The sequence below is a fragment of the Atlantibacter hermannii genome, from assembly GCF_009907385.1.
Classification (GTDB): Bacteria; Pseudomonadota; Gammaproteobacteria; order Enterobacterales; family Enterobacteriaceae; genus Atlantibacter; species Atlantibacter hermannii_A.
The window spans coordinates 1-21,496 of record NZ_JAAATR010000117.1 but is presented as its reverse complement, the minus strand read 5'-3'; the positions used below and the strand labels follow the sequence as shown (position 1 = coordinate 21,496).

The 21,496-nt window shown below is 54.5% G+C and carries 17 protein-coding genes and 1 CRISPR repeat array; of the genes, 12 read left to right on the top strand and 5 right to left on the bottom strand.

Annotated features, from left to right (window positions below; translation table 11 throughout):
* Positions 1–19 precede the first annotated feature (19 nt).
* From adk to GV764_RS21695, 3 genes are all read left to right on the top strand, one after another.
* On the top strand, positions 20–664 hold the full coding sequence (gene adk / locus GV764_RS21705; protein WP_161662199.1) for an adenylate kinase: 645 nt from the start codon (positions 20–22) through the stop codon (positions 662–664).
* 130 nt (positions 665–794) lie between these two features.
* Complete coding sequence (gene hemH, locus GV764_RS21700; RefSeq protein ID WP_125293938.1) at positions 795–1,757, top strand: ferrochelatase; 963 nt, start codon at positions 795–797, stop codon at positions 1,755–1,757.
* A gap of 62 nt (positions 1,758–1,819) precedes the next feature.
* The gene (locus GV764_RS21695) at positions 1,820–3,127 is read left to right on the top strand and encodes an inosine/guanosine kinase (protein ID WP_161662198.1); all 1,308 of its coding nucleotides are present in this window, start codon (positions 1,820–1,822) and stop codon (positions 3,125–3,127) included.
* Positions 3,128–3,218: 91 nt separating this feature from the next.
* On the opposite strand, the gene ybaL is transcribed toward GV764_RS21695, so the two are convergent.
* Positions 3,219–4,895 carry a YbaL family putative K(+) efflux transporter gene (ybaL, locus tag GV764_RS21690; protein WP_161662197.1) on the bottom strand — a complete coding sequence of 559 codons (1,677 nt, stop codon included), beginning with the start codon at positions 4,893–4,895 and terminating at the stop codon, positions 3,219–3,221.
* 230 nt (positions 4,896–5,125) lie between these two features.
* A complete protein-coding gene (locus GV764_RS21685; protein ID WP_125293935.1) occupies positions 5,126–6,340 on the bottom strand; it encodes an MFS transporter in 1,215 nt (404 codons plus the stop codon).
* 194 nt (positions 6,341–6,534) lie between these two features.
* Here GV764_RS21685 and ushA point away from each other — a divergent pair, with 194 nt between their 5' ends.
* Positions 6,535–8,187 carry a bifunctional UDP-sugar hydrolase/5'-nucleotidase UshA gene (gene ushA, locus GV764_RS21680; protein ID WP_161662196.1) on the top strand — a complete coding sequence of 551 codons (1,653 nt, stop codon included), beginning with the start codon at positions 6,535–6,537 and terminating at the stop codon, positions 8,185–8,187.
* 45 nt (positions 8,188–8,232) lie between these two features.
* Here ushA and ybaK read toward each other — a convergent pair whose 3' ends face one another.
* The 3 genes from ybaK to copA form a co-directional block, all read right to left on the bottom strand.
* The gene (gene ybaK, locus GV764_RS21675) at positions 8,233–8,712 is read right to left on the bottom strand and encodes a Cys-tRNA(Pro)/Cys-tRNA(Cys) deacylase YbaK (RefSeq protein WP_161662195.1); all 480 of its coding nucleotides are present in this window, start codon (positions 8,710–8,712) and stop codon (positions 8,233–8,235) included.
* Positions 8,713–8,794: 82 nt separating this feature from the next.
* A complete protein-coding gene (locus GV764_RS21670; RefSeq protein WP_161662193.1) occupies positions 8,795–9,592 on the bottom strand; it encodes a TraB/GumN family protein in 798 nt (265 codons plus the stop codon).
* 85 nt (positions 9,593–9,677) lie between these two features.
* A complete protein-coding gene (gene copA, locus GV764_RS21665; protein WP_161662191.1) occupies positions 9,678–12,179 on the bottom strand; it encodes a copper-exporting P-type ATPase CopA in 2,502 nt (833 codons plus the stop codon).
* A 308-nt stretch (positions 12,180–12,487) separates the two neighbouring features.
* Between copA and cas3 the strand changes: the two genes are divergently transcribed.
* The 8 genes from cas3 (at position 12,488) to cas2e (ending at position 21,079) form a co-directional block, all read left to right on the top strand.
* Positions 12,488–15,154, top strand: a complete 2,667-nt coding sequence (cas3, locus tag GV764_RS21660) for a CRISPR-associated helicase Cas3' (protein ID WP_161662189.1) — start codon at positions 12,488–12,490, stop codon at positions 15,152–15,154.
* A gap of 84 nt (positions 15,155–15,238) precedes the next feature.
* On the top strand, positions 15,239–16,798 hold the full coding sequence (gene casA / locus GV764_RS21655) for a type I-E CRISPR-associated protein Cse1/CasA (protein ID WP_161662187.1): 1,560 nt from the start codon (positions 15,239–15,241) through the stop codon (positions 16,796–16,798).
* Entirely contained in the window at positions 16,791–17,387 is a 597-nt protein-coding gene (casB, locus tag GV764_RS21650) for a type I-E CRISPR-associated protein Cse2/CasB (RefSeq protein ID WP_161662185.1), read from the top strand. Before casA ends, casB begins: the two co-directional genes overlap by 8 nt.
* Positions 17,388–17,418: 31 nt before the next feature.
* Positions 17,419–18,477: a type I-E CRISPR-associated protein Cas7/Cse4/CasC gene (gene cas7e, locus GV764_RS21645; protein ID WP_161662183.1), complete on the top strand. Its 1,059-nt coding sequence runs from the start codon at positions 17,419–17,421 to the stop codon at positions 18,475–18,477.
* A gap of 9 nt (positions 18,478–18,486) precedes the next feature.
* On the top strand, positions 18,487–19,209 hold the full coding sequence (cas5e, locus tag GV764_RS21640; RefSeq protein WP_161662181.1) for a type I-E CRISPR-associated protein Cas5/CasD: 723 nt from the start codon (positions 18,487–18,489) through the stop codon (positions 19,207–19,209).
* A complete protein-coding gene (gene cas6e, locus GV764_RS21635) occupies positions 19,209–19,862 on the top strand; it encodes a type I-E CRISPR-associated protein Cas6/Cse3/CasE (protein WP_161662179.1) in 654 nt (217 codons plus the stop codon). Before cas5e ends, cas6e begins: the two co-directional genes overlap by 1 nt.
* A 3-nt stretch (positions 19,863–19,865) precedes the next feature.
* Positions 19,866–20,786, top strand: a complete 921-nt coding sequence (cas1e, locus tag GV764_RS21630; protein WP_161662177.1) for a type I-E CRISPR-associated endonuclease Cas1e — start codon at positions 19,866–19,868, stop codon at positions 20,784–20,786.
* Complete coding sequence (gene cas2e, locus GV764_RS21625; RefSeq protein ID WP_161662175.1) at positions 20,786–21,079, top strand: type I-E CRISPR-associated endoribonuclease Cas2e; 294 nt, start codon at positions 20,786–20,788, stop codon at positions 21,077–21,079. The genes cas1e and cas2e overlap by 1 nt, the downstream gene beginning before the upstream one ends.
* Before the next feature lie 84 nt (positions 21,080–21,163).
* Positions 21,164–21,436: direct repeats of the CRISPR family, unit length 29 nt; unit sequence GTGTTCCCCGCGCCAGCGGGGATAAACCG.
* Between the last annotated feature and the right edge of the window lie 60 nt (positions 21,437–21,496).

Below are 21,496 nucleotides of genomic sequence, written 5' to 3'. Positions count from 1 at the left end.
TCGTATGGGGAATTACGCAATGCGTATTATTCTGCTCGGCGCTCCGGGCGCAGGAAAAGGTACTCAGGCACAGTTCATCATGGAGAAATACGGCATTCCGCAAATCTCCACCGGTGACATGTTACGCGCCGCGGTAAAATCCGGCTCTGAGCTGGGCAAACAGGCTAAAGACATCATGGACGCCGGCAAACTGGTGACCGATGAGCTGGTGATTGCCCTGGTAAAAGAGCGCATTGCGCAGGAAGATTGCCGCAACGGTTTCTTGCTCGACGGTTTCCCGCGCACCATTCCGCAGGCTGACGCCATGAAAGACGCGGGCATCAACGTCGATTATGTGCTTGAGTTCGCCGTGCCGGATGAGCTGATTGTTGACCGCATCGTGGGCCGCCGCGTACACGCTGCGTCTGGCCGCGTTTATCACGTCAAATTCAATCCGCCGAAAGTGGAAGGCAAAGACGACGTGACCGGCGAAGAGCTGACTACCCGTAAAGACGATCAGGAAGAAACCGTGCGTAAGCGCCTGGTGGAATACCATCAGATGACCGCGCCGCTGATCGGCTATTACCAGCAAGAAGCGCAGGCCGGCAACACCCGGTACGCGAAAGTTGACGGCACCAAAGCGGTCAGCGAAGTGCGCGCAGAACTGGAAAAAATCCTCGGTTAATTCCTCGCCGCGTCATGCAGAGCCAGCGCTTTTCTTTCCCGAAGAAGGGAGTTGGCTCTCATATCAATAGATTTATCCTGCCAGCTTTTCAGCTACAATTATCAGCCATTTAGTCAGGTAAGGGCGGGTAATGCGTTTCGATAAAACAGGTATTTTACTGGTCAATCTCGGTACTCCGGATGCCCCGACGGCTCCGGCGGTTAAACGTTACCTCCGCCAGTTCTTAAGCGACAAACGCGTTGTCGACACCTCGCCGCTGCTGTGGTGGCCGCTGCTGCGCGGCGTGATCCTGCCGCTGCGTTCGCCCCGCGTCGCCAAACTTTATCAATCGATCTGGATGGAAGAGGGCTCGCCGCTGCTGGTGTACAGCCGCCGCCAGCAGCAGGCGCTATCGGCGCGCTTGCCCGATATTCCGGTGGTGCTGGGCATGAGCTACGGCAGGCCGTCGCTGGATAGCGCCGTGGCGGAGCTGGTGGAAAACGGCGTCACCAATATCATCGTGCTGCCGCTTTATCCGCAATACTCCTGCTCGACGGTGGCTGCCGTATGGGATGAGCTGGCGCGCATCCTCACGCTTTATCGCCGCATTCCGGGCGTGAACTTCATTCGTGACTATGCCGATCATCCGGCGTATATCAACGCGCTGGCGGGCACCGTGCGACAATCCTTCGCGCAACACGGCGAACCGGATTTACTGCTGATGTCCTATCACGGTATCCCGCAGCGTTACGCTGATGAGGGCGACGACTATCCGCAGCGTTGCCGCGATACTACCCGCGAGCTGGTAGGCGCGCTGGAAATTGCGCCGGAAAAAACCATGATGACCTTTCAGTCGCGCTTTGGCCGCGAGCCGTGGTTAACGCCGTACACCGATGAAACGCTGAAAATGCTGCCCGAAAAAGGCATCAAACATATCCAGGTGATGTGCCCGGGCTTTGCGGCGGACTGTCTGGAGACGCTGGAAGAGATCGCCGAACAGAACCGCGAGATTTTCCTGGAAGCGGGCGGCGAGAAATATGAATACATTCCGGCGCTGAACGACGATGCGGCGCATATCGAAATGATGGTGCAACTGGTCTCGCGCTATCGCTGATCGCACCCCGATGGCGGAGTGTGTTACCATTCTCCGCCTGATTAGCCACCGATCCACATCCCATGAAATTTCCCGGTAAACGTAAATCTAAACACTATTTTCCCGTCAGCCTGCGCGACCCGTTGCTGCTGCAACAGGCCCAGCCCGATAACGAAGCCAGCCCGTCATGGGTAGTGGGTATTGACCAGACGCTGGTGGATATCGAAGCGCGCGTCGATGATGCGTTTGTGGAGCGTTACGGCTTAAGCCTCGGCCATTCGCTGGTGATTGAAGATGATGTGGCGGAAGCGCTTTATCAGGAACTGGTACGCGAAAACCTGATCACCCATCAGTTTGCCGGCGGCACCATCGGCAATACCATGCACAACTACTCGGTGCTGGCCGATGACCGTTCCGTGCTGCTGGGCGTGATGTGCAATAACATTACGCCGGGCAGTTATGCCTACCGTTATTTGTGTAATACCTCCAGCCGCACCGACCTGAATTATCTTCAGGGCGTGGACGGCGCGATTGGCCGCTGCTTTACGCTGATCAGCGAGCAGGGCGAACGTACTTTTGCCATCAGCCCTGGCCACATGAACCAGCTGCGTCCGGAAAGCATTCCTGAAGAAGTCATCGCTGGAGCATCCGCGCTGGTGCTGACTTCCTATCTGGTGCGCTGCAAGCCGGGCGAACCGATGCCGCAAGCCACCATGACCGCCATTGGTTACGCCAAAAAACACAATGTGCCGGTGGTGCTGACGTTGGGGACCAAGTACGTGATTGCCGATAACCCGCAATGGTGGCGTGACTTCCTGAAAGAGCACGTGTCGATTCTGGCGATGAACGAAGAAGAAGCGCTGGCGCTGACCGGGGAAAGCGATCCGCTGCTGGCGTCCGATAAGGCGCTGGACTGGGTTGACCTGGTGCTGTGCACCGCCGGACCGGTAGGCTTATATATGGCCGGTTACACCGAGGAAGAGGCGAAGCGCAAAACCCAGCATCCTCTGCTGCCGGGGGCGATTGCCGAGTTCAACCAGTATGAGTTTAGCCGGGTGATGCGCTTGCAGGACTGCCAGCAGCCGCTGCGTATTTTCTCGCATATCGCGCCGTATATGGGCGGCCCGGAGAAAATCATGAACACCAACGGCGCAGGCGACGGCGCGCTGGCGGCATTGCTGCATGATATCACCGCCAATAATTACCATCGCAGCAACGTGCCGAACTCCAGCAAACATAAATTTAACTGGCTGACCTACTCGTCGCTGGCCCAGGTATGCAAATACGCCAACCGCGTCAGCTATCAGGTCTTAAACCAGCACTCCCCGCGTCTGACGCGCGGCCTGCCGGAGCGTGAAGATAGCCTGGAAGAGGCGTACTGGGAGCGGTAAGCGAGCGCCCATGAAAAAGGCGGATCAGCAATGCTGACCCGCCTTTTTTTGACGCGAAAAGATTACACGCCATCGGCGTTCACAAGCGTGTCTACCCCGTTACCGCCTCATCCAGCGGCGATTTACCCAACAGCGCCAGCATAGTGTTAGCGATTTCACGTTCGCCCATCACCACCTCATTGGCGCCGCGTTCGCTGATGTAATCCACTTCATCATCGTAATGGGCACGGGCGATGATTTCGATATCCGGGCATTTCGCGCGTGCCGTCGCCACGATTTCACCGGCCTCATAGCCGTTTGGAATGGTCAGCAGCAGCCAGCGCGCGCAGTCCAGATGCGCCAGGCTCAGGATCTCCTCGTTGGCGGCATTCCCCAGAACGGCACGAATGCCGCGCGAGCGTAATTCATCCACCCGCGTCCGGGAGGTTTCGACCACCACCAGCGGAATGCCTTGCTCCATCAGCTTCTCGCCCAGCAGGCTGCCAACACGACCATAGCCCACCAGCAGCGCGTGGTTGCAAATATCCACCGGATTTTGCTGCTCTTCTTCCAGCGCCTCTTCAAGCGTCTGCTCTTCCAGGGTCTCGGTTTTATCAAGATACTTTTCAAGAATGGCGAACAGGATCGGGTTGAGCATAATCGACAGGATTGCCCCCGCCAGCACCAGATTCTGGCCCTCCTGCGGCAGCAGATCGAGCGCCATGCCAAGGCCCGCCAGGATAAACGCAAATTCACCAATCTGCGCCAGGCTGGTTGAAATGGTTAATGCGGTGCGTTGCGAGTGACCAAATAACCGCACCAGGGCAAACGCAGCCAGCGATTTACCGAAGATTATGATGATAACCGTGCCCAGCACTGCCAGCGGCTGCTGGATCAGAATCAGCGGGTCGAACAGCATCCCGACAGAGACGAAGAACAAAACCGCGAAGGCGTCACGCAGCGGCAGCGTGTCGTGAGCGGCGCGATGGCTCAGTTCCGATTCGTTGAGCACCATCCCGGCGAAGAACGCGCCGAGGGCGAAGGAGACATCGAACAGTTCAACTGCGCCGAACGCGATACCTAACGCCAGCGCCAGTACCGACAGGGTAAACAGTTCGCGGGAACCGGTCGCGGCGCTGCGCGCCAGGATCCACGGCACTACGCGACGGCCTACCAGCATCATCAGGGCGATAAACGCCACCACTTTGCCGATGGTGATCCCCATGTCCAGCGACAGTGAGGCCAGCCCGACGTTGCCTTTTTCCAGCATGCCTGCCACGGCGGGCAGCAAGACCAGCGTCAGCACCATCACCAAATCTTCGACGATCAGCCAGCCGATGGCGATTTGCCCCCGCTGGCTGTCGATCAACTGCCGTTCTTCAAGCGCCCGCAGTAGCACCACGGTACTGGCGGTGGAAAGACACAAACCAAACACGATGCCGGTCATTATCGACCAGCCAAGCGTCCAGGCAAGCCCCATCCCCAACAGCGTCGCCACCGCAATCTGCGCGATGGCGCCCGGGATGGCTATCGACTTTACCGCCATCAGATCCTTAATCGAGAAATGCAATCCCACGCCAAACATCAGCAGGATAACCCCAAGTTCCGCCAGCTCCGGCGCAAGTTTGGTGTCAGCCACAAAACCCGGCGTAAATGGCCCTGCTAAAACCCCAGCAAGCAAATATCCCACCAGTGGTGATATACGTAACCTGTTGGCCAGCATGCCCAGCAAAAAAGCGAGCACGAGGCCGCCGACAATGGTGGTGATAAGCGGGGTGGCGTGATGCATTCCGTCTCCTTTCGTATTCAGTGGCTCCCGGCCAGGTTAACCTGGCCTCCTGTAAATAGTTTATGACAATTTCATACGTCTCGTTTATGAATAATTGTTGAATTTTGAAGAAAAATGGCATTTGGATGAGAAAACAGTACCAGAGAGTGGATTTTCGTCTTTATTGAGCCTAAAGCGTGAGGATATGCGGGGTACAGCAGCGGCCAAAGTATGGCTTTGGCCGCGTTGCGTTACGCTTTACGGCGAGTATCCGGCAGGAATACCGTCAGTATCCCCAAGAGAGGCAGGAAAGCGCAGATTTTATAAACCAGAAAAATACTGGTCTGGTCAGCGACGAAGCCAAGCACCGCTGCGCCAAGCCCTCCCATGCCGAAGGCGAAGCCGAAGAACAGCCCGGAAACCATTCCAATGCGCCCCGGCATCAATTCCTGGGCATACACCAGAATGGCCGAAAACGCCGAGGCCAGAATAAAGCCGATGATGCCCGTCAACACTCCCGTCCACCATAAGTTGGCGTAAGGCAGGATCAGTGTAAAGGGCGCGACGCCGAGGATGGAACCCCAGATGACCAGTTTGCGACCAATCTTATCGCCCACCGGCCCGCCGATGACGGTGCCCGCCGCCACCGCGAACAAAAATCCGAACAGGTGTAGCTGGGCGCTTTGCACCGACAGGCTGAACTTCTCCATCAGGTAAAAGGTGAAGTAGCTGCTGATGCTCGCCATATAAAAGTACTTCGAGAAAATCAGGATCAGCAGCACGCTTATCGCCTGAATTACCTGCGGGCGCGGCAGCGGATTTTCAATTTTCACCGCCGGGCGGCTTTTAGCCAGCCGATGCTGCGCGGCGTACCAGCGGCTAACCTGCGCCAGCACCACAATCGCCAGCAGCGCGGCCAGCACAAACCAGCCCACATTGCCTTTGCCGTACGGCGCGATAATGATGGCCGCCAGCAGCGGGCCGAGAGAGCTGCCGAAGTTGCCGCCGACCTGGAACAGCGACTGCGCCAGGCCATGTCGACCGCCGGAGGCCATGCGCGCCACGCGGGAGGATTCCGGGTGGAACACCGACGAACCGGTGCCGACCAGCGCCGCCGCCAGCAGTACCATCGGGAAACTGCCCGCCATCGCCAACAGCACCAGTCCGCACAGGGTAAAGCACATACCTATCGGCAGCGACCAGGGCATCGGGTATTTATCGGTATAGTGACCGACCACGGGTTGCAGCAGCGACGAGGTGAGCTGGAAGGTCAGGGTAATCATCCCGATCTGTACAAAGCTCAGGGTAAATTCAGCCTGCAATAGCGGATACAGCGCCAGGATCAGCGACTGGATCATATCGTTTAATAAATGCGAAAGGCTGATTGCGCCTAAAATGCCGAACGACGTGCGGCTTTTCGGCGGCGATGCCGGTTGCCCGGTTATCGACTGGGTTTGTTCACTCATGCCATAGATTCCAAAAAAAATGATTTTATTATTAGCGGATAACGCAGGTAATTATCCATGCGGAGAATAGTTACTCCGCTAACATACCGCGCATCCTGAACCGAGGAAAGCCGCAAATCTGAAAAGCTCGTGGTTCAGGATGGCCTGCGATTATACTGTTGTGGATTTAAATGATTTCTAAAGGGAGCGTTGACATGGGGTTAGCCAAATCCGGCCTGGCACTGGCCTTGTTTACGGCAATGGGCATGCTGAGCGCGACCGCGCAGGCCTACGAGCAGGATAAAACATATAAAATTACTATCCTTCACACCAACGATCATCACGGTCATTTCTGGCGTAACGAATACGGCGAATATGGCCTTGCCGCACAGAAAACGCTGGTGGACAGTATTCGTCAGCAGGTCGCCGAACAGGGCGGCAGCGTGCTGTTACTTTCCGGCGGCGATATTAATACCGGGGTGCCGGAATCCGATTTGCAGGACGCCGAGCCCGATTTCCGCGGCATGAATCTGATTGGCTACGATGCGATGGCCGTCGGCAACCATGAATTTGATAATCCGCTTACCGTGCTACGCCAGCAGGAAAAGTGGGCGAAATTCCCGTTCCTCTCCGCCAATATTTACCAGAAAAGCACCGGTGAGCGGCTGTTTAAACCCTGGGCGCTGTTTAAACGCCAGGATTTGAACATCGCGGTCATCGGCCTGACCACCGACGACACCGCGAAAATCGGCAACCCGGAATTCTTCACTGATATCGAATTCCGCAAACCGGCGGAAGAAGCGAAGCTGGTGATCCAGGAACTACAGCAAACCGAAAAGCCGGATGTGATTATCGCCACTACCCATATGGGGCACTACGATAACGGTGATCACGGCTCTAACGCGCCGGGCGATGTGGAAATGGCGCGCAGCCTGCCGAAAGGCGCGCTGGCAATGATTGTCGGCGGTCATTCGCAGGATCCGGTCTGCATGGCGGCGGAAAATAAAAAGCAGCGGGATTATGTGCCGGGCACGCCGTGCGCGCCGGATCGCCAGAACGGCATCTGGATTGTTCAGGCCCATGAATGGGGCAAATACGTAGGCCGCGCGGATTTTGAATTCCGCAACGGCGAGATGAAGCTGGTGAATTATCAGCTGATCCCGGTGAACCTGAAGAAAAAAGTCACCTGGGATAACGGCAAAAGCGAGCGCATTCTTTACACGCCGGAAATCGCCGAGAATCAGAAAATGCTCTCGCTGCTGTCGCCGTTCCAGAGCAAGGGCAAAGCGCAGCTTGAGGTGAACATCGGCAACGTCAACGGGCACCTGGAAGGGGACCGCAGCAAAGTTCGCTTCGTGCAGACCAACCTCGGCCACCTGATCCTGGCGGCGCAGATGGCGCGTACCGAAGCCGATTTCGCGGTAATGAGCGGCGGCGGCATTCGCGATTCAATTGAAGCGGGCGACATTACTTATAAAGATGTGCTCAAGGTCCAGCCGTTCGGCAATACCCTGGTGTATATCGATATGCCCGGCAAAGCCGTGGTGGACTATCTCACCGCCGTGGCGCAGAAAAAACCGGATTCCGGGGCCTATCCGCAGTTTGCCAACGTGAGTTTTAGTGCCTCGGGCGGGAGCCTGAGCGACCTGAAAATCAAAGGCGAACCGATCGATCCGAACAAAACCTACCGCATGGCGACGCTGAGCTTTAACGCCACGGGCGGCGACGGCTATCCGCAAATCGATAACCAGCCGGGCTATGTGAATACCGGATTTATTGATGCGGAAGTGCTGAAACAGTACATCCAACAAAACTCGCCGCTGGATGTGAATGCGTATGAACCGAAAGGCGACGTGAACTGGAAATAATCCACAGCGAACCGGGGCGAAGCAGCCCCGGTTTTTTTATGGGCGCTAATCGCGACGGGCGATATCCGCAAAGGTGGCGTTGAGTAGCGACGCCAGATCCTCCGGGGCCAGTTCGATATCCAGGCCGCGCTTGCCGCCGGAAATATAGATGCCCGGAAAGCCCTGCGCGGGCGCGTCAATCAGCGTCGGCAGACGTTTTTTCTGGCCTAACGGGCTGATACCGCCCACCAGATACCCGGTGGTGCGCTGCGCCACCATCGGGTCGGCCATATCCACTTTCTTGGCGCCCAGCGCTTTGGCGACTTTTTTCAAATCCAGCTGCGTGGCGACCGGGGTAACCGCCACCGCCAGCTGCTTGCCGTCGCCATTTATTGATACCAGCAGCGTTTTATAGACCTGGTCGGCATTCAGCCCCAGTTTGCGCACCGCCTCGTCGCCAAAATTGGTGTCATGGGGATCGTGATCGTAGGCGTGAATTTTGAAGGCAATTTTGTTTTTTTCGAGCAGTTTGACCGCGGGTGTCATGGTAATTACCTGATTGTGGTTCAGTCATCAGAAAAGGTTAAAAGCTAAGGCAGCGGAAAAATAGAACAAAATTGCGCATCCGCTACGGGTTCTTCAGCAGCGCGGGTACATTCCCTTCGCCATACAGATGCAGCGCGCCCACCGCCACCACGTAACGGCCTGGCGGGAGATGATGTAGAAATTCGCACCATGCCTGGTTGCGCTGATGCATCAGCACGTCATAAAGATCGTGCGCGAAGGTGTTGGGCAGCGAGACGTGGCTGTCGCGCGGCGGATTACCGAGCCACCAGCCAATCATTAACTGTAAGAGCCGGGCGTTGGTATGCCAGTGGGTGAGGGTGTCCTGCAGCAACCCCAGCCCCTGTTCAGGCAACTGGCGCAGCAGGGCAATCTGGCTGTCCGCGCCTTCCAGCTCCATGACCCGGGTGTTATTGGCCTGAGCGGCCTGCAACAGTTGATAGTCGATGCCGTATTCAGGGCGCAACCCGAGGCTTTGCGCCTGATGAGCCTGTAACATTAACGCCACCTGCCAGGCTGGCTGATGATCCAGACGCGCGAGAGGAATGGACAGTTCGCTGGCGATTTTTTCAATTTGCTCAAGGCTGGACGCATCCAGACGCTCGGCCAGCGTGCGTTCAGCCTGATCAAAGCCGAACGGTGAACCGCCTTCGCGGATATCCGCTTCGACGATCAACGCATCGGCGCGGCGCACTTTTTCAACCAGGCGCGCTGAAAGCGGCGACATATCCTTTGTGCCCATATGGATGCTGCCGACGAGGTGGAGGTGGCGTTTTCCGGGCAGCGTCATGTCGATGGCGGGCCAGGGATTGGCGGGGGCAAAGCTCCCCAGCAGTGCGCGCAGACGGTCGAACAAGCCCATAAATGCGTTCCCGGTAAAAGAACTCATGCTAACGCGCTGTACGGAAAGGTGCAAATCCGCCCGGGAGAGGCTCCCGGGCGAATCATCAGGCTTTGGGTTTAAAGCGCAACAGGCGGTTGGCGTTGCTTACCACGGTAATCGACGACAGCGCCATCGCCGCGCCGGCGACCACCGGGTTTAACAGCGTCCCGGTCAGCGGCCACAGGATACCGGCGGCAATCGGGATGCCCAGCGTGTTGTAGATAAACGCGCCCAGCAGGTTTTGCTTCATATTGCGCAGCGTGGCTTTGGAAATCGCCAGCGCATCGGCGACGCCCATCAGGCTGTGGCGCATCAGCGTGATGGCGGCGGTTTCAATCGCCACATCGCTGCCGCCGCCCATGGCGATACCGACATCCGCCTGGGCCAGCGCAGGGGCGTCGTTAATCCCGTCACCGACCATCGCCACCTGACGGCCTTCGCGTTGCAGTCTGGCAATCGCCTCCGCTTTGCCATCCGGCAGCACGCCGGCAATCACCTCATCAATACCCGCTTCTTTGGCGATGGCCTGAGCGGTGATGGCGTTGTCGCCGGTTAACATCACCAGACGATAGCCCTCGCGATGCAGACGGGCCAGCGCGTCGCGGCTGTCTTCGCGCAGCGGATCGCGGATGGCCAGCAGCGCAGCGGCCTTACCGTCAATGGCGAGCAGCACCGGGGTCGCGCCTTGCCGGGCCTGGCGTTCGATTTCCGCATCCAGTTCGCGGGTATCGACCTGCTGTTCGTGCAGCAGCGCCTGGTTGCCCAGCAATAACGAATGGCCTTCGGTTTCGCCGCTGACGCCCAGCCCGCGCAGGGTACGAAATCCGTTCACCGGGGGCAGCGACATCGACGCAGCCTTATCAAGGATGGCGCGCGCCAGCGGGTGGCTGGAACCCTGTTCCAGCGCGGCGGCCAGACGCACCGCCTGCTGCTCGTCAACGCCACCGGCCACCACCACGGCCACTACCTGCGGCTTGCCTTCAGTCAGCGTGCCGGTTTTATCGAACACGACCGTGTCGAGGGTGCTGGCGCGTTGCAGCGCATCGGCATCGCGCACCAGCGCGCCAAACTCGGCGGCGCGGCCTACGCCGGAGATAATCGACATCGGCGTTGCCAGGCCCAGCGCGCAAGGGCAGGCGATGATCAGTACCGTGGTGGTGATCACCAGGGTATACACGATTTGCGGGGCCGGGCCGAAGAAGAACCAGATAGCGCCGCTGAGCAGCGCAATCAGCACCACGATCGGGACAAACACCGCTGAAATACGGTCGGCGAGTTTGCCGATTTCCGGTTTACTGCTCTGCGCCTGGCGCACCATGCGAATAATGCGCGACAGGGTGGTATGGTTGCCGACCGCGCTGGCGCGGAACAGCACACTGCCATCCTGCACCACGGTCCCGGCGTGGACGCTCTCGCTGACGCTTTTTTGTTGCGGGATCGGCTCGCCGGTCAGCATCGCCTCATCAAACCAGGCTTCACCCTCGGTGATTTCGCCATCGACCGGAACGCGATCGCCGGTGGTCAGGCGCAGCGTCATGCCAGGCTGCACTTCCGCCAGCGGCAGGGTTTGTTCGCCGTTTTCGGTGACCACGCGCGCGGTAGGCGGCGTGAGGTCAAGCAGCCGTTCCAGCGCCTTCGACGACCGCTGGCGCGCCCGGGCTTCCAGCATATGGCCGAGGTTAATCAAGCCGATAATCATGGCGCTGGCTTCGTAGTAAAGATGGCGTGCTTCCATCGGGAACCACTGCGGCCACAGGTTGACGCTCATGGAGTAGAGCCAGGCGGCCCCGGTGCCGAGCGCCACCAGCGTATCCATGGTCGCGGTGCCGTTCATCAGGCTTTTCCAGGCGCTGCGATAAAAATGGCCGCCCGCGAAAATAATCACGCCCAGGGTGATCGCGCCGATAACCAGCCACAATGTGCGGTTGTCCTCGGTGACCATCATATTGTCGCCGAACATGCCCCAGATCATCACCGGCACGCCCACCGCCAGCGCGAGGGCGGATTGCCAGCGAAAGCGTTTCATTGCCGCCTGGGCGGTTTGCTGCTGGCGCTCGCGGCGCTCGTTATCATCTTCAATCGCTTCAGCGCCGTATCCGGCTTTCTCAACCGCGCTGATTAATTCGCTTGCGGAAGCGCTACCCATGACTAACGCGGTGCGCTCCGCAAGATTCACCCGTGCCTGGGTCACGCCGGGCACGCCGGACAGCGCGTTTTGCACCCGGCTTACGCAACTGGCGCAGCTCATGCCGTCGATCAGCAGCTGTTGGCTGTCATCGTACGACGCGTCTGCCGGAAGCGAGGTGGGCGCCGCTGTCAGTGCTTCCGACGGGATTGATGACTCTGCCAGCGGATCAGCCTTTGGGTGGCTTAACTCCGCCCCGTATCCGGCTTCTTTTATGGTGTCGATTAACGCCTCGGCAGACGCGCTGCCGGTGACCTGAGCGGAAGTAATGGTGACTTCAGCGGTGTCAACATCAGGGCGCTTTTCCAGACTTTCTTTTACTCGTTTAACGCAATGGCCGCAGGACAAGCCATCCAGGGTGAGATCAATCGTATGAGACATGGTGAAACTCCTTCTCGGTGAGCCAAAGCTGATTGGCTTTGGTGACGTTATAGAAGGGTAAACCTTCCATCAAGGGGAAGGTCAAGGTGTGATTGACGCTTATTAACAAAGAATGGGTTTTCAGGAATATATAGTTATTCTCTAAGATTTATATAACGGTAAATTTCGATATCAGTGACGTACAATGAGAGGTAAAAAAAGAGCTTTCATGATTTACTTTTTAAATTATATTTGTTTGATACTTATCAAAAATTCACTTTCAAATCAGAGAGAAATTAATTCACCCCACATCGTGAGCGGGTACGGGCATGTCTACAATAAAAAAATATTTTCATTATTGGGGTAAAGCGCATAACCAACCTGAGATGCACGGCGATAAATGCCATTTACTGGTTTTTCATGCCCTCGATGTCGCGGCCTGCGGCTATCAGATGGTTATGCAGAATCGTTTTCATTCAGCAGATATCTTTCGTCAACTTGGTTTTAATCGCGACGAGGCGGCGCGTTGGTTTGCTTATTTCCTGGGTTGGCATGATATCGGGAAATTTGCGCGAGGTTTTCAGAGCCTTTATACGCATCATTGCCCCGATTTAGTTCCGGCTATTAGCGGAAGAACTTATATTGAGCGGCACGATACGTTGGGCTATTGGTTATGGCAGGATTTTTTTTGGCATCGCTGGACAGAGGATGAGGCGCCATTTCTTCCTGAAACGGTCAATAGCAAGAAATATAAAGCATCATTGAACCTCTGGTTGAAGATAATGACCGGGCATCACGGTGAACCACCTGATCCGAAGGCGGATGGTTTATTGGCTTTTGTGCCTGAAGATATGTTTGCCGCTGAGCAGTGGGTGGAAGAATTACGGCACCTTTTCAGTATCGAATCTTTACCCTCCTGTTTTATGGATAAGCAATGGATTACTCAATTTAAAACGCAAAGTTGGCTTATAGCGGGCTTAACGGTACTGGCGGACTGGTTGGGGTCAAACCAACTGGTTTTTCCTTATGTTTCAGCGCCGCAGGATATCAATACCTATTGGCAGAAGACATTAGCCAACGCGCATGACGCTGTCTTACGTCTCCCTCCAACTTCACACGTCGCTGAATATTCACATTTTCATACGCTATTCCCTTTCATTGATTGCCCCACGCCGCTGCAACAAAAAGCAATAGCGCTAGATATAAGTCAACCTGGCCCACAGTTGATTGTGCTGGAAGATGTGACCGGCGCCGGTAAAACGGAGGCGGCGCTAATTCTTGCGCATCGCATGATGGCTGTGAACAAGGCGGACAGCGTCTACATTGGTTTGCCGACTATGGCTACGGCCAATGCCATGTTTCAGAGAATGGGATACGCTTACCGGGCGTTATTTCAGCCAGGGAATCGCCCGTCCCTGGTATTAGCGCACGGCGCGCGTGAGATGTCTGCCGCGTTTAGTGAGTCGGTCTGGCACGCTGTTAATCAGGGTCAGAATAGTTATATGCGGGATGAAGCCGCCGCCACTAGTGAATGCAATTATTGGTTTGCCGATTCACGTAAGAAAGCACTCTTAGCTGAAGCAGGGGTGGGAACGCTGGATCAAGTACTAATGGCCGCGATGCCGTTTCGCCATCAATCACTAAGAGTGCTTGGGCTTTACCGTAAGTTGCTAATACTGGATGAAGTCCATGCCTATGACGCGTATATGGTTAAGCTGCTGGAAGGTTTACTCACGTTCCACGCCTCACTTGGCGGCAGCGCGATAATTCTTAGTGCGACGCTGCCCTTTTCACTACGTGAGAAATTGCTCAGTGCTTATCAGCGTGGTGCGGGTTTTGCGCTCACTCCGCCTGATTTGCAAGCGGCTTACCCCTGGTTGTCGCATCTTCATTCACAAGGGCTGGATGAAAGCTATGTTGAAACGCGGGCGCAGGTTAAACGCCATGTCGATGTCGCGTGGCTTACCGAACCTGAGCAAGCGCGGGTGTTGATTTCTGAGGCCGTCAGCGATGGGCAGTGTATCTGTTGGATCCGCAATACCGTTGATGAGGCGATAGAAACCTGGCAGAAGCTTGCTCATTCGGGGGTGGTAGCGCCTGAAAATCTGTTGCTGTTTCATAGCCGTTTTGCTTTTTGCGATCGTATGGCGATTGAAGAAAAAGTACTGGAATGGTTTGGCAAAGGCAGTACTGAGGCGCAACGCAGCGGCAAGGTTTTGATCGCCACCCAGGTCGTGGAGCAAAGCCTCGATATCGATTTTGACATGATGATTACCGATCTCGCTCCTATAGACTTACTGATTCAACGAGCTGGTCGGTTGCAACGTCATCTAAGGCAAAAACGTAAACCGCCAGTGTTGCATATTTTGGCGCCAGAGTGGCAACCGGAACCGCATAACAATTGGCCAGGCGAAGCGTTGAGAGGCACGGCGACGGTGTATCAAAATCACGCTTGTTTGTGGCGAACCCAGTATGTATTACGTGAGCATCGGGCGATTCGCATGCCTGACGAGGCGCGACAGCTTGTTGAGACTGTATATGGCGATAGTGTAGATGCCCCCTCCGGCTTGCAACGTAGCGAGGATATGGCGTGGGCGAGAATATTTACTCAGCGCGCGGGCGCAGCGCAGAGTCTTATCAAGCCGGAAAAGGGCTATGTTTGCGAGGCAAGCGATTTTTTATGGAAGAAGGATATTGAGTTGTCGACCCGTTTAAGCGATGAAAGCGTGGAGCTTTTCCTTGCCTGGCGGGAAGCGTCTGGGGAGCTGCAACCTTATGCCAACCATACTTCCTTTCCCTGGGAGCAAAGCCGATTACAGATCCGTCTTACGCAATGGAAAAAGATGGAGAAAAAGATACGGTGTTTATCCGGTGAGGCGCTGGAAGCCTTCCGTAAAAAAATCCATCGGCCGGGTGCCCAGGTGCTGCTCTTGGACGATGACAAAACGTCTGAATATTACAGCGTCAAATGGGGTCTGGAAGTTAATCCCCGCTGACGCGGGAACGGTTTTGAACGCCATGTTTTGACTGATGAATTAAGAATTCCCTGACCCCAGGGAAGGGGTATTAAAGGAGATAATATGTTTTCGCTACTATCAGAAGCCTGGCTACCCGTCATCGATCGTGAAGGGAAGCGCAGAAAAATTTCGCCGTTACAACTTGCTGATGAAACCATTATCGATCTTGCCTGGCCGCGCGCTGATTTTCAGGGCGCGGCGTATCAATTCCTGATTGGATTGCTTCAGACAGCCTGCCCGCCCGAAGATGATGAAGCATGGGAGAATATCTGGGACGAAGGTTTTGATGAGGCTGACTTACAGCAGTCCTTACAAAATCTGTCGCCAGCATTTCATTTTGGCCCCGAAAAACCAGCGTTCTTACAGGATTTCTCCACCCTTGCGGTAGACAACAGTTCCATCGCAGGCCTGCTTATTGACGCGCCGGGCGGAAATACCCAAAAGCTCAATAAAGATCATTTCATCAAGCGTGCTAGCTATCAGCGATTTTGTCCTCACTGTACCGCCATGGCGCTTTATACCGTCCAGACGAATTCACCCGCCGGGGGCGCAGGATTTCGCGTCAGTATGCGCGGCGGCGGGCCGATGACGACCCTGATGGCGCCGCAAGATGATGGCCAGCCTCTCTGGCGAAAGCTGTGGCTGAATGTTCTGCCTGATGAGACGTCTATTGATAGCGGACAATACCCGTTGATATTCCCCTGGCTTGCTGAAACTCGTAGTAGTGAAAGCCCGAAAAACATCACCACGCCGGAAAATGCCCATCCGCTTCAGGCGTATTGGGGAATGCCGCGTCGTCTGGAGATCGACTTTACGCATACCGAGACCGGTAATTGTGACTTATGCGGTGAGTTTCATTCAGCTTTGCTGACGCAAATTCTCAGTAAAAACTATGGCGTTCAGTATGACGGTTGGCGGCATCCTTTATCGCCATACCGTCAGGCGCTTAAAGATGATGGAGCAAGCTGGATCCCGCTAAAAGGTCAGCCCGGAGGACTGGTTTATAAAGACTGGCTGGGACTGGTGGTAAAAACAGCAGACAAATTCAACCGGACTGTTCCCGCCAGCGTTGTTCGGAATATTTCAGGCGTAAAAACCCGGCTGTGGTGTTTTGGTTTTGATATGGATAACGCAAAAGCGCGTTGCTGGTATGAACATCGGCTGCCGGTATCTGCGTTAAGCCGGCTTGACGCAGAATATCTGGAAAGGAATTTACAGCTTGCAGGGCAGCTAGCGATAAATTCTCTGTCACTGTTAAAAACCGCCCTTAAAGAGGCCTGGTTTGAAATGCCGAGTGAAGCCAAAGGTAATTATAGCGCGATCGATCTTGCATTTTGGCAGCAAACCGAACCCGCTTTTCGTCAGCTCTGGCAACAGCTTACCGAAACGCCTGATACCCTGCAGCCGCAGGCGCGGGAGGCCTTACGCTGCTGGATGACGGATTTACAACACTACATCTTCGATGCGTTTGATCGCTCGGCGCTCACAAATCCGGATTTTACCGTTGAGCTTACTCGAATTGTGACAGCGCGTCGTAAATTGGCAAAAGAGTTTACTCGCCAAAAATCACTCAAGTCATTACAGGATATAACCACCGAAAGGAAGGAGGCCGCCAGTGCTTGATATCGATACGGCTAAAGAACGCATCATCATCTCAACGGAGGCGAAAAATGCATTACTTACCTGGTTTGAAAGTTTGCAGCAGCGTTATCGCAATGAGGGCGCTCAACGGGTAAACGGACGGGCGTGGCGTGCAGAATTACGCCGTTGCACGGTGCCGTATGGCGCCCTAACAACCGATGGCTACTTCGCCTTGCTTAGCGTCTTCAGTAAGTCCATGGTGATGCGGGATATCGATCGTTTTTCTCTGGCCATGTTCGCGTCGGTCGTTGCGCATGTGCGTGCTTATCGCGGTTCGCACAGTTTTGCTGCGCAATTAGGGCAGGGTGAAAAGAAAGGTGAGCCCTGTTTATCACGCGCACGGTTTGAACGATTGCAGGCGGCGAGGACGCCAGAAGAATTATGTCGGCATTTGATTCGGGCGGTGAAGTTACGTGGTGATGAGGGCGTAAATATTATCTCGCTGGCTGACGGGATTTTTTTGTGGATGCGTGAATGGCAAGCGCGACAGGAATCTGAACACGTTGAAATAAATCCGTTTAATCGTAACAACGTTCGCTGGGCCAGCGAGTACCTGCTGGCGATGGAATAACAGATTTAAAATTAATGAAAGGAATTTCACAATGACAACTTTTATCCAGTTACACCTTCTCACTGCGTATGCGCCTGCGAACCTTAACCGTGATGATACCGGTCGACCCAAAACAGCCATTATGGGCGGCGTGGAAAGGCTGCGTATTTCTTCACAAAGTTTGAAACGTGCCTGGCGAACATCAGCGGTTTTTGAAGACGCGCTCAGCGGGCACATCGGCGTACGAACCCGCCGTTTGGGAAGAGAAGTGTTTGAGCGTATGGAAAAAGCAGGCCTTGGAAAAATTGCTGATACTGCGGCGTTAGCGATTGCTAAACAGTTCGGCGCTCCGAAAAAAGAAGAAAAAAATGCCAAAGATCCAAAGATGAAATATGACATTGAACAACTGGTTCATGTCAGCCCGGAGGAACAGCGCTGTGTCGATCGTCTGGTTGATCTGTTGATCGAGCAGAAACGTGCGCCGCTTGATGAAGAGCTGAACCTGTTACGTGAACAGGCGCATGGCGTGGATATCGCATTATTCGGACGCATGTTAGCCTCCAGTCCGAAATTTAACGTTGAGGCAGCAAGCCAGGTGGCACACGCTATCGGCGTTAGTGCAGTCACAGTGGAGGAGGATTTTTTCACCGCCGTTGATGATTTAAATCGTAAAGAAGACGACGCTGGCTCTGCGCATATGGGAGATCAGGGCTTCGCGTCGGCGCTGTTTTACAGCTACATCTGCATTGATCGCGATCGGTTGCTGGAAAATCTCGACAACAATGAAGAACTGGTGCAGCGCACTCTCAAGGCGTTTACTGAAACGGCGTTGACGGTATCGCCAACCGGTAAACAAAACAGTTTTGCTTCCCGCGCTTATGCTTCTTACGTCTTAGCTGAGAAAGGTGCGAAACAACCACGCTCACTTGCCGTTGCGTTTTTTAATCCGGTTCGAGGGAATGAGCTTCAGGAAATGGCAATTCAACGACTGACTGACCAATGCGATAAGTTCGATCAGATTTATGGTCAATGCGCTGAACATCGTTACGAAATCAATGTGGAGTCAGGTAAGGGCACGCTTCCTGAATTACTGAATTTTATCAGCCAGTAAGGAGTGTTTATGTCCAGGTACCTGGTTTTCCAGCTCTATGCACCGCTGGCCTCATGGGGAGAGGCGGCGGTGGGGGAGATGCGCCATAGCGCGATAATCCCAAGCCGTTCCGCCTTATTGGGATTACTCGCTGCCGCATTAGGTATTAAGCGCGATGAGGAACAGCGATTAAGTCGTTTGAATCAGCATTATCTTTTTGCTGTTCGCCCTCTATCTTATTACGAACAAGGGATACGGGACTATCACACAATCGAAGTGCCCAAAGAAAATAAGAAGCGAATCTATTACACCCGTAAGGATGAGCTGACTCTTGCTCCTGATGACATTGGCACGCAGCTTTCGTTCCGGGAATACCGATGCGACGCATATTATCATATTGCGATAAAAGCGACGCCAGATGCCCCCTATAACCTTGAGGCGCTCGCAGAGGCTATACGTTTTCCTGTTTTTCCACTTTATGCCGGACGAAAATCTTGCCCTCTGGCACTACCTTTAGCGCCGAAAATAGTGGCCGGATCGTTGGGCGTTGCTTTTAGCCAGATGCCGATCGATCCTCTTTTTTCACATCAACTGGCAGAGATATCCGCAAAAAAAATCTGCTATTGGGAAGGGGACGCTGAGGGCGTTAAATGCGTAGAAACGCAAGTACGTAGCGACCAGCCTCTTAGTCGACAGCGCTGGCAATTTACGTCACGCACTCAACGAGTAGGATTTATGGAGGACGTCGAATAATGTTTCTGTCGCGTATTACATTGGATGTGGACAGGCTCGTACCCTCTATGGAACAGAAATGGCAAACAGCGCCAGCCTATGCCAGTCATCAATGGTTATGGCAGCTGTTCCCTAATCAAACGGAGCGCCAGTTTTTATTCAGACAAGAAGCGAGAAAGTCAGGTGCACTATTCTACGTGCTTTCTGAAACCGCCCCTCTGGGTCATCACAATATCTTTACGGTAGAAACGAAGCCTTTCGAACCGCAAATATATGAGGGTTTATTACTTCACTTTTCGTTGCGCGCCAATCCAGTAGTTACCCGACAGGGCATTCGCAGCGATGTGATGATGGATGCAAAATACCATGCTAAAAAAGCGGGCGTTGCGCCGGAGGAATGGTGGCAAAAACAGCAAGAAGCGGCTTGCGCATGGCTGATTCGTCAGGGAGAACGAAAAGGATTTTGTTTTCCTGGCGAGCAAGAACTCGTTGTAGCTTATCAGTCGCAACGTTTTATCCGGCGTAACGGTGATAAGCCGATTTCATTCAGTAGCGTTGATTTTAGCGGACATCTGCAGGTGACGGATCCCTCGCTGTTTTTGGAAACATTAAAACGTGGATTAGGTAAAAGCCGTGCAATGGGGTGCGGATTATTATTGGTAAAAAGGATGTAAGTCATGACTTACCTTCCACTCAATCCAATACCGCTAAAAGATCGCACCTCAATGATTTTTTTACAGTATGGGCAAATAGACGTTATTGATGGTGCTTTTGTACTTGTCGATAAAACCGGTATTCGCACACATATCCCGCTTGGCTCAGTTGCTTGCATCATGCTTGAACCCGGTACACGCATTTCCCATGCGGCGGTGCGTCTTGCTGCCATCACAGGCACGCTACTGGTTTGGGTTGGCGAGGCGGGTGTCAGAATGTACTCCAGCGGTCAGCCTGGCGGCGCGCGATCCGATCGGCTTTTGTATCAGGCGAAACTGGCGCTGGATGAAGATCTACGTCTAAAAGTTGTTCGAAAGATGTTTGAGTTACGGTTCGGTGAGCCTGCGCCATCCCGAAGATCGGTTGAACAATTACGAGGGATCGAAGGTGTTCGCGTCAGAGAGACTTATTCTCTGCTGGCGAAGCGCTATGGTGTGAAATGGCAGGGGCGACGTTATGACCCTAAGGACTGGGAAAAAGGGGATGTTATCAACCAGTGCATCAGTGCGGCGACGTCCTGTCTTTATGGCATTACCGAGGCGGCGGTACTCGCGGCGGGTTACGCTCCGGCAATCGGGTTTGTGCATTCCGGCAAGCCGTTATCATTTGTCTACGATATTGCCGACATCATTAAATTTGAAGGTGTTGTACCTGTCGCCTTCCAGATCGCAGCAAAAGGCACCTCCACGCCTGATAAAGATGTCCGTCTGGCGTGCCGGGATATTTTTCGCAGCCAAAAAACGCTGGCCCGGTTAATTCCACTGATTGAAGAGGTGCTGGCGGCCGGAGAAATCCCATTGCCGACACCTTTCCCGGATGCGCAACCGCCAGCGATTCCTGAACCTGTATCAGCAGGTGACATTGGTCACCGGAGCCATGGCTGATGGCTATGTTAGTCGTCGTTACTGAAAATGTGCCGCCCCGGCTGCGTGGGCGGCTTGCAGTCTGGCTACTTGAAATTCGTGCGGGCGTATATGTGGGTGATACCTCTCAAAAAATACGCGAGATGATTTGGCAACAAATTAGTCACTTGGCCGAGGAAGGAAATGTTGTTATGGCCTGGTCCACAAATAATGAATCAGGCTTTGACTTCCAAACTTACGGCCAGAACCGGCGTATGCCGGTAGACTGGGACGGGCTTCGGTTGGTCTCATTCCTTCCTGAACAAAATCAATAAGATAGTGTTCTTTAAAAATCTGAAAAAATTGGTGGAATTTTAAGAGTGGTTAATGTTTATATAAATCAGTAACCTGCATTAAGAGTGTTCCCCGCGCCAGCGGGGATAAACCGCTGATACGGATGGGCAAGGCACACAGGAGATAGTGTTCCCCGCGCCAGCGGGGATAAACCGAGTAATCTGCCTGCGATAGAAATATCGTTAGAGTGTTCCCCGCGCCAGCGGGGATAAACCGCGCGGTTTCGTGGGCACCGAACGGGCACGCCTGTGTTCCCCGCGCCAGCGGGGATAAACCGAAAAAACCTCTTTGCTCGGCTTCAATGTTTAAGTGTTCCCCGCGCCAGCGGGGATAAACCGGGCAGGGAGCGGCGCAGCGGTCAAGCTGGTATGTGTTCCCCGCGCCAGCGGGGATAAACC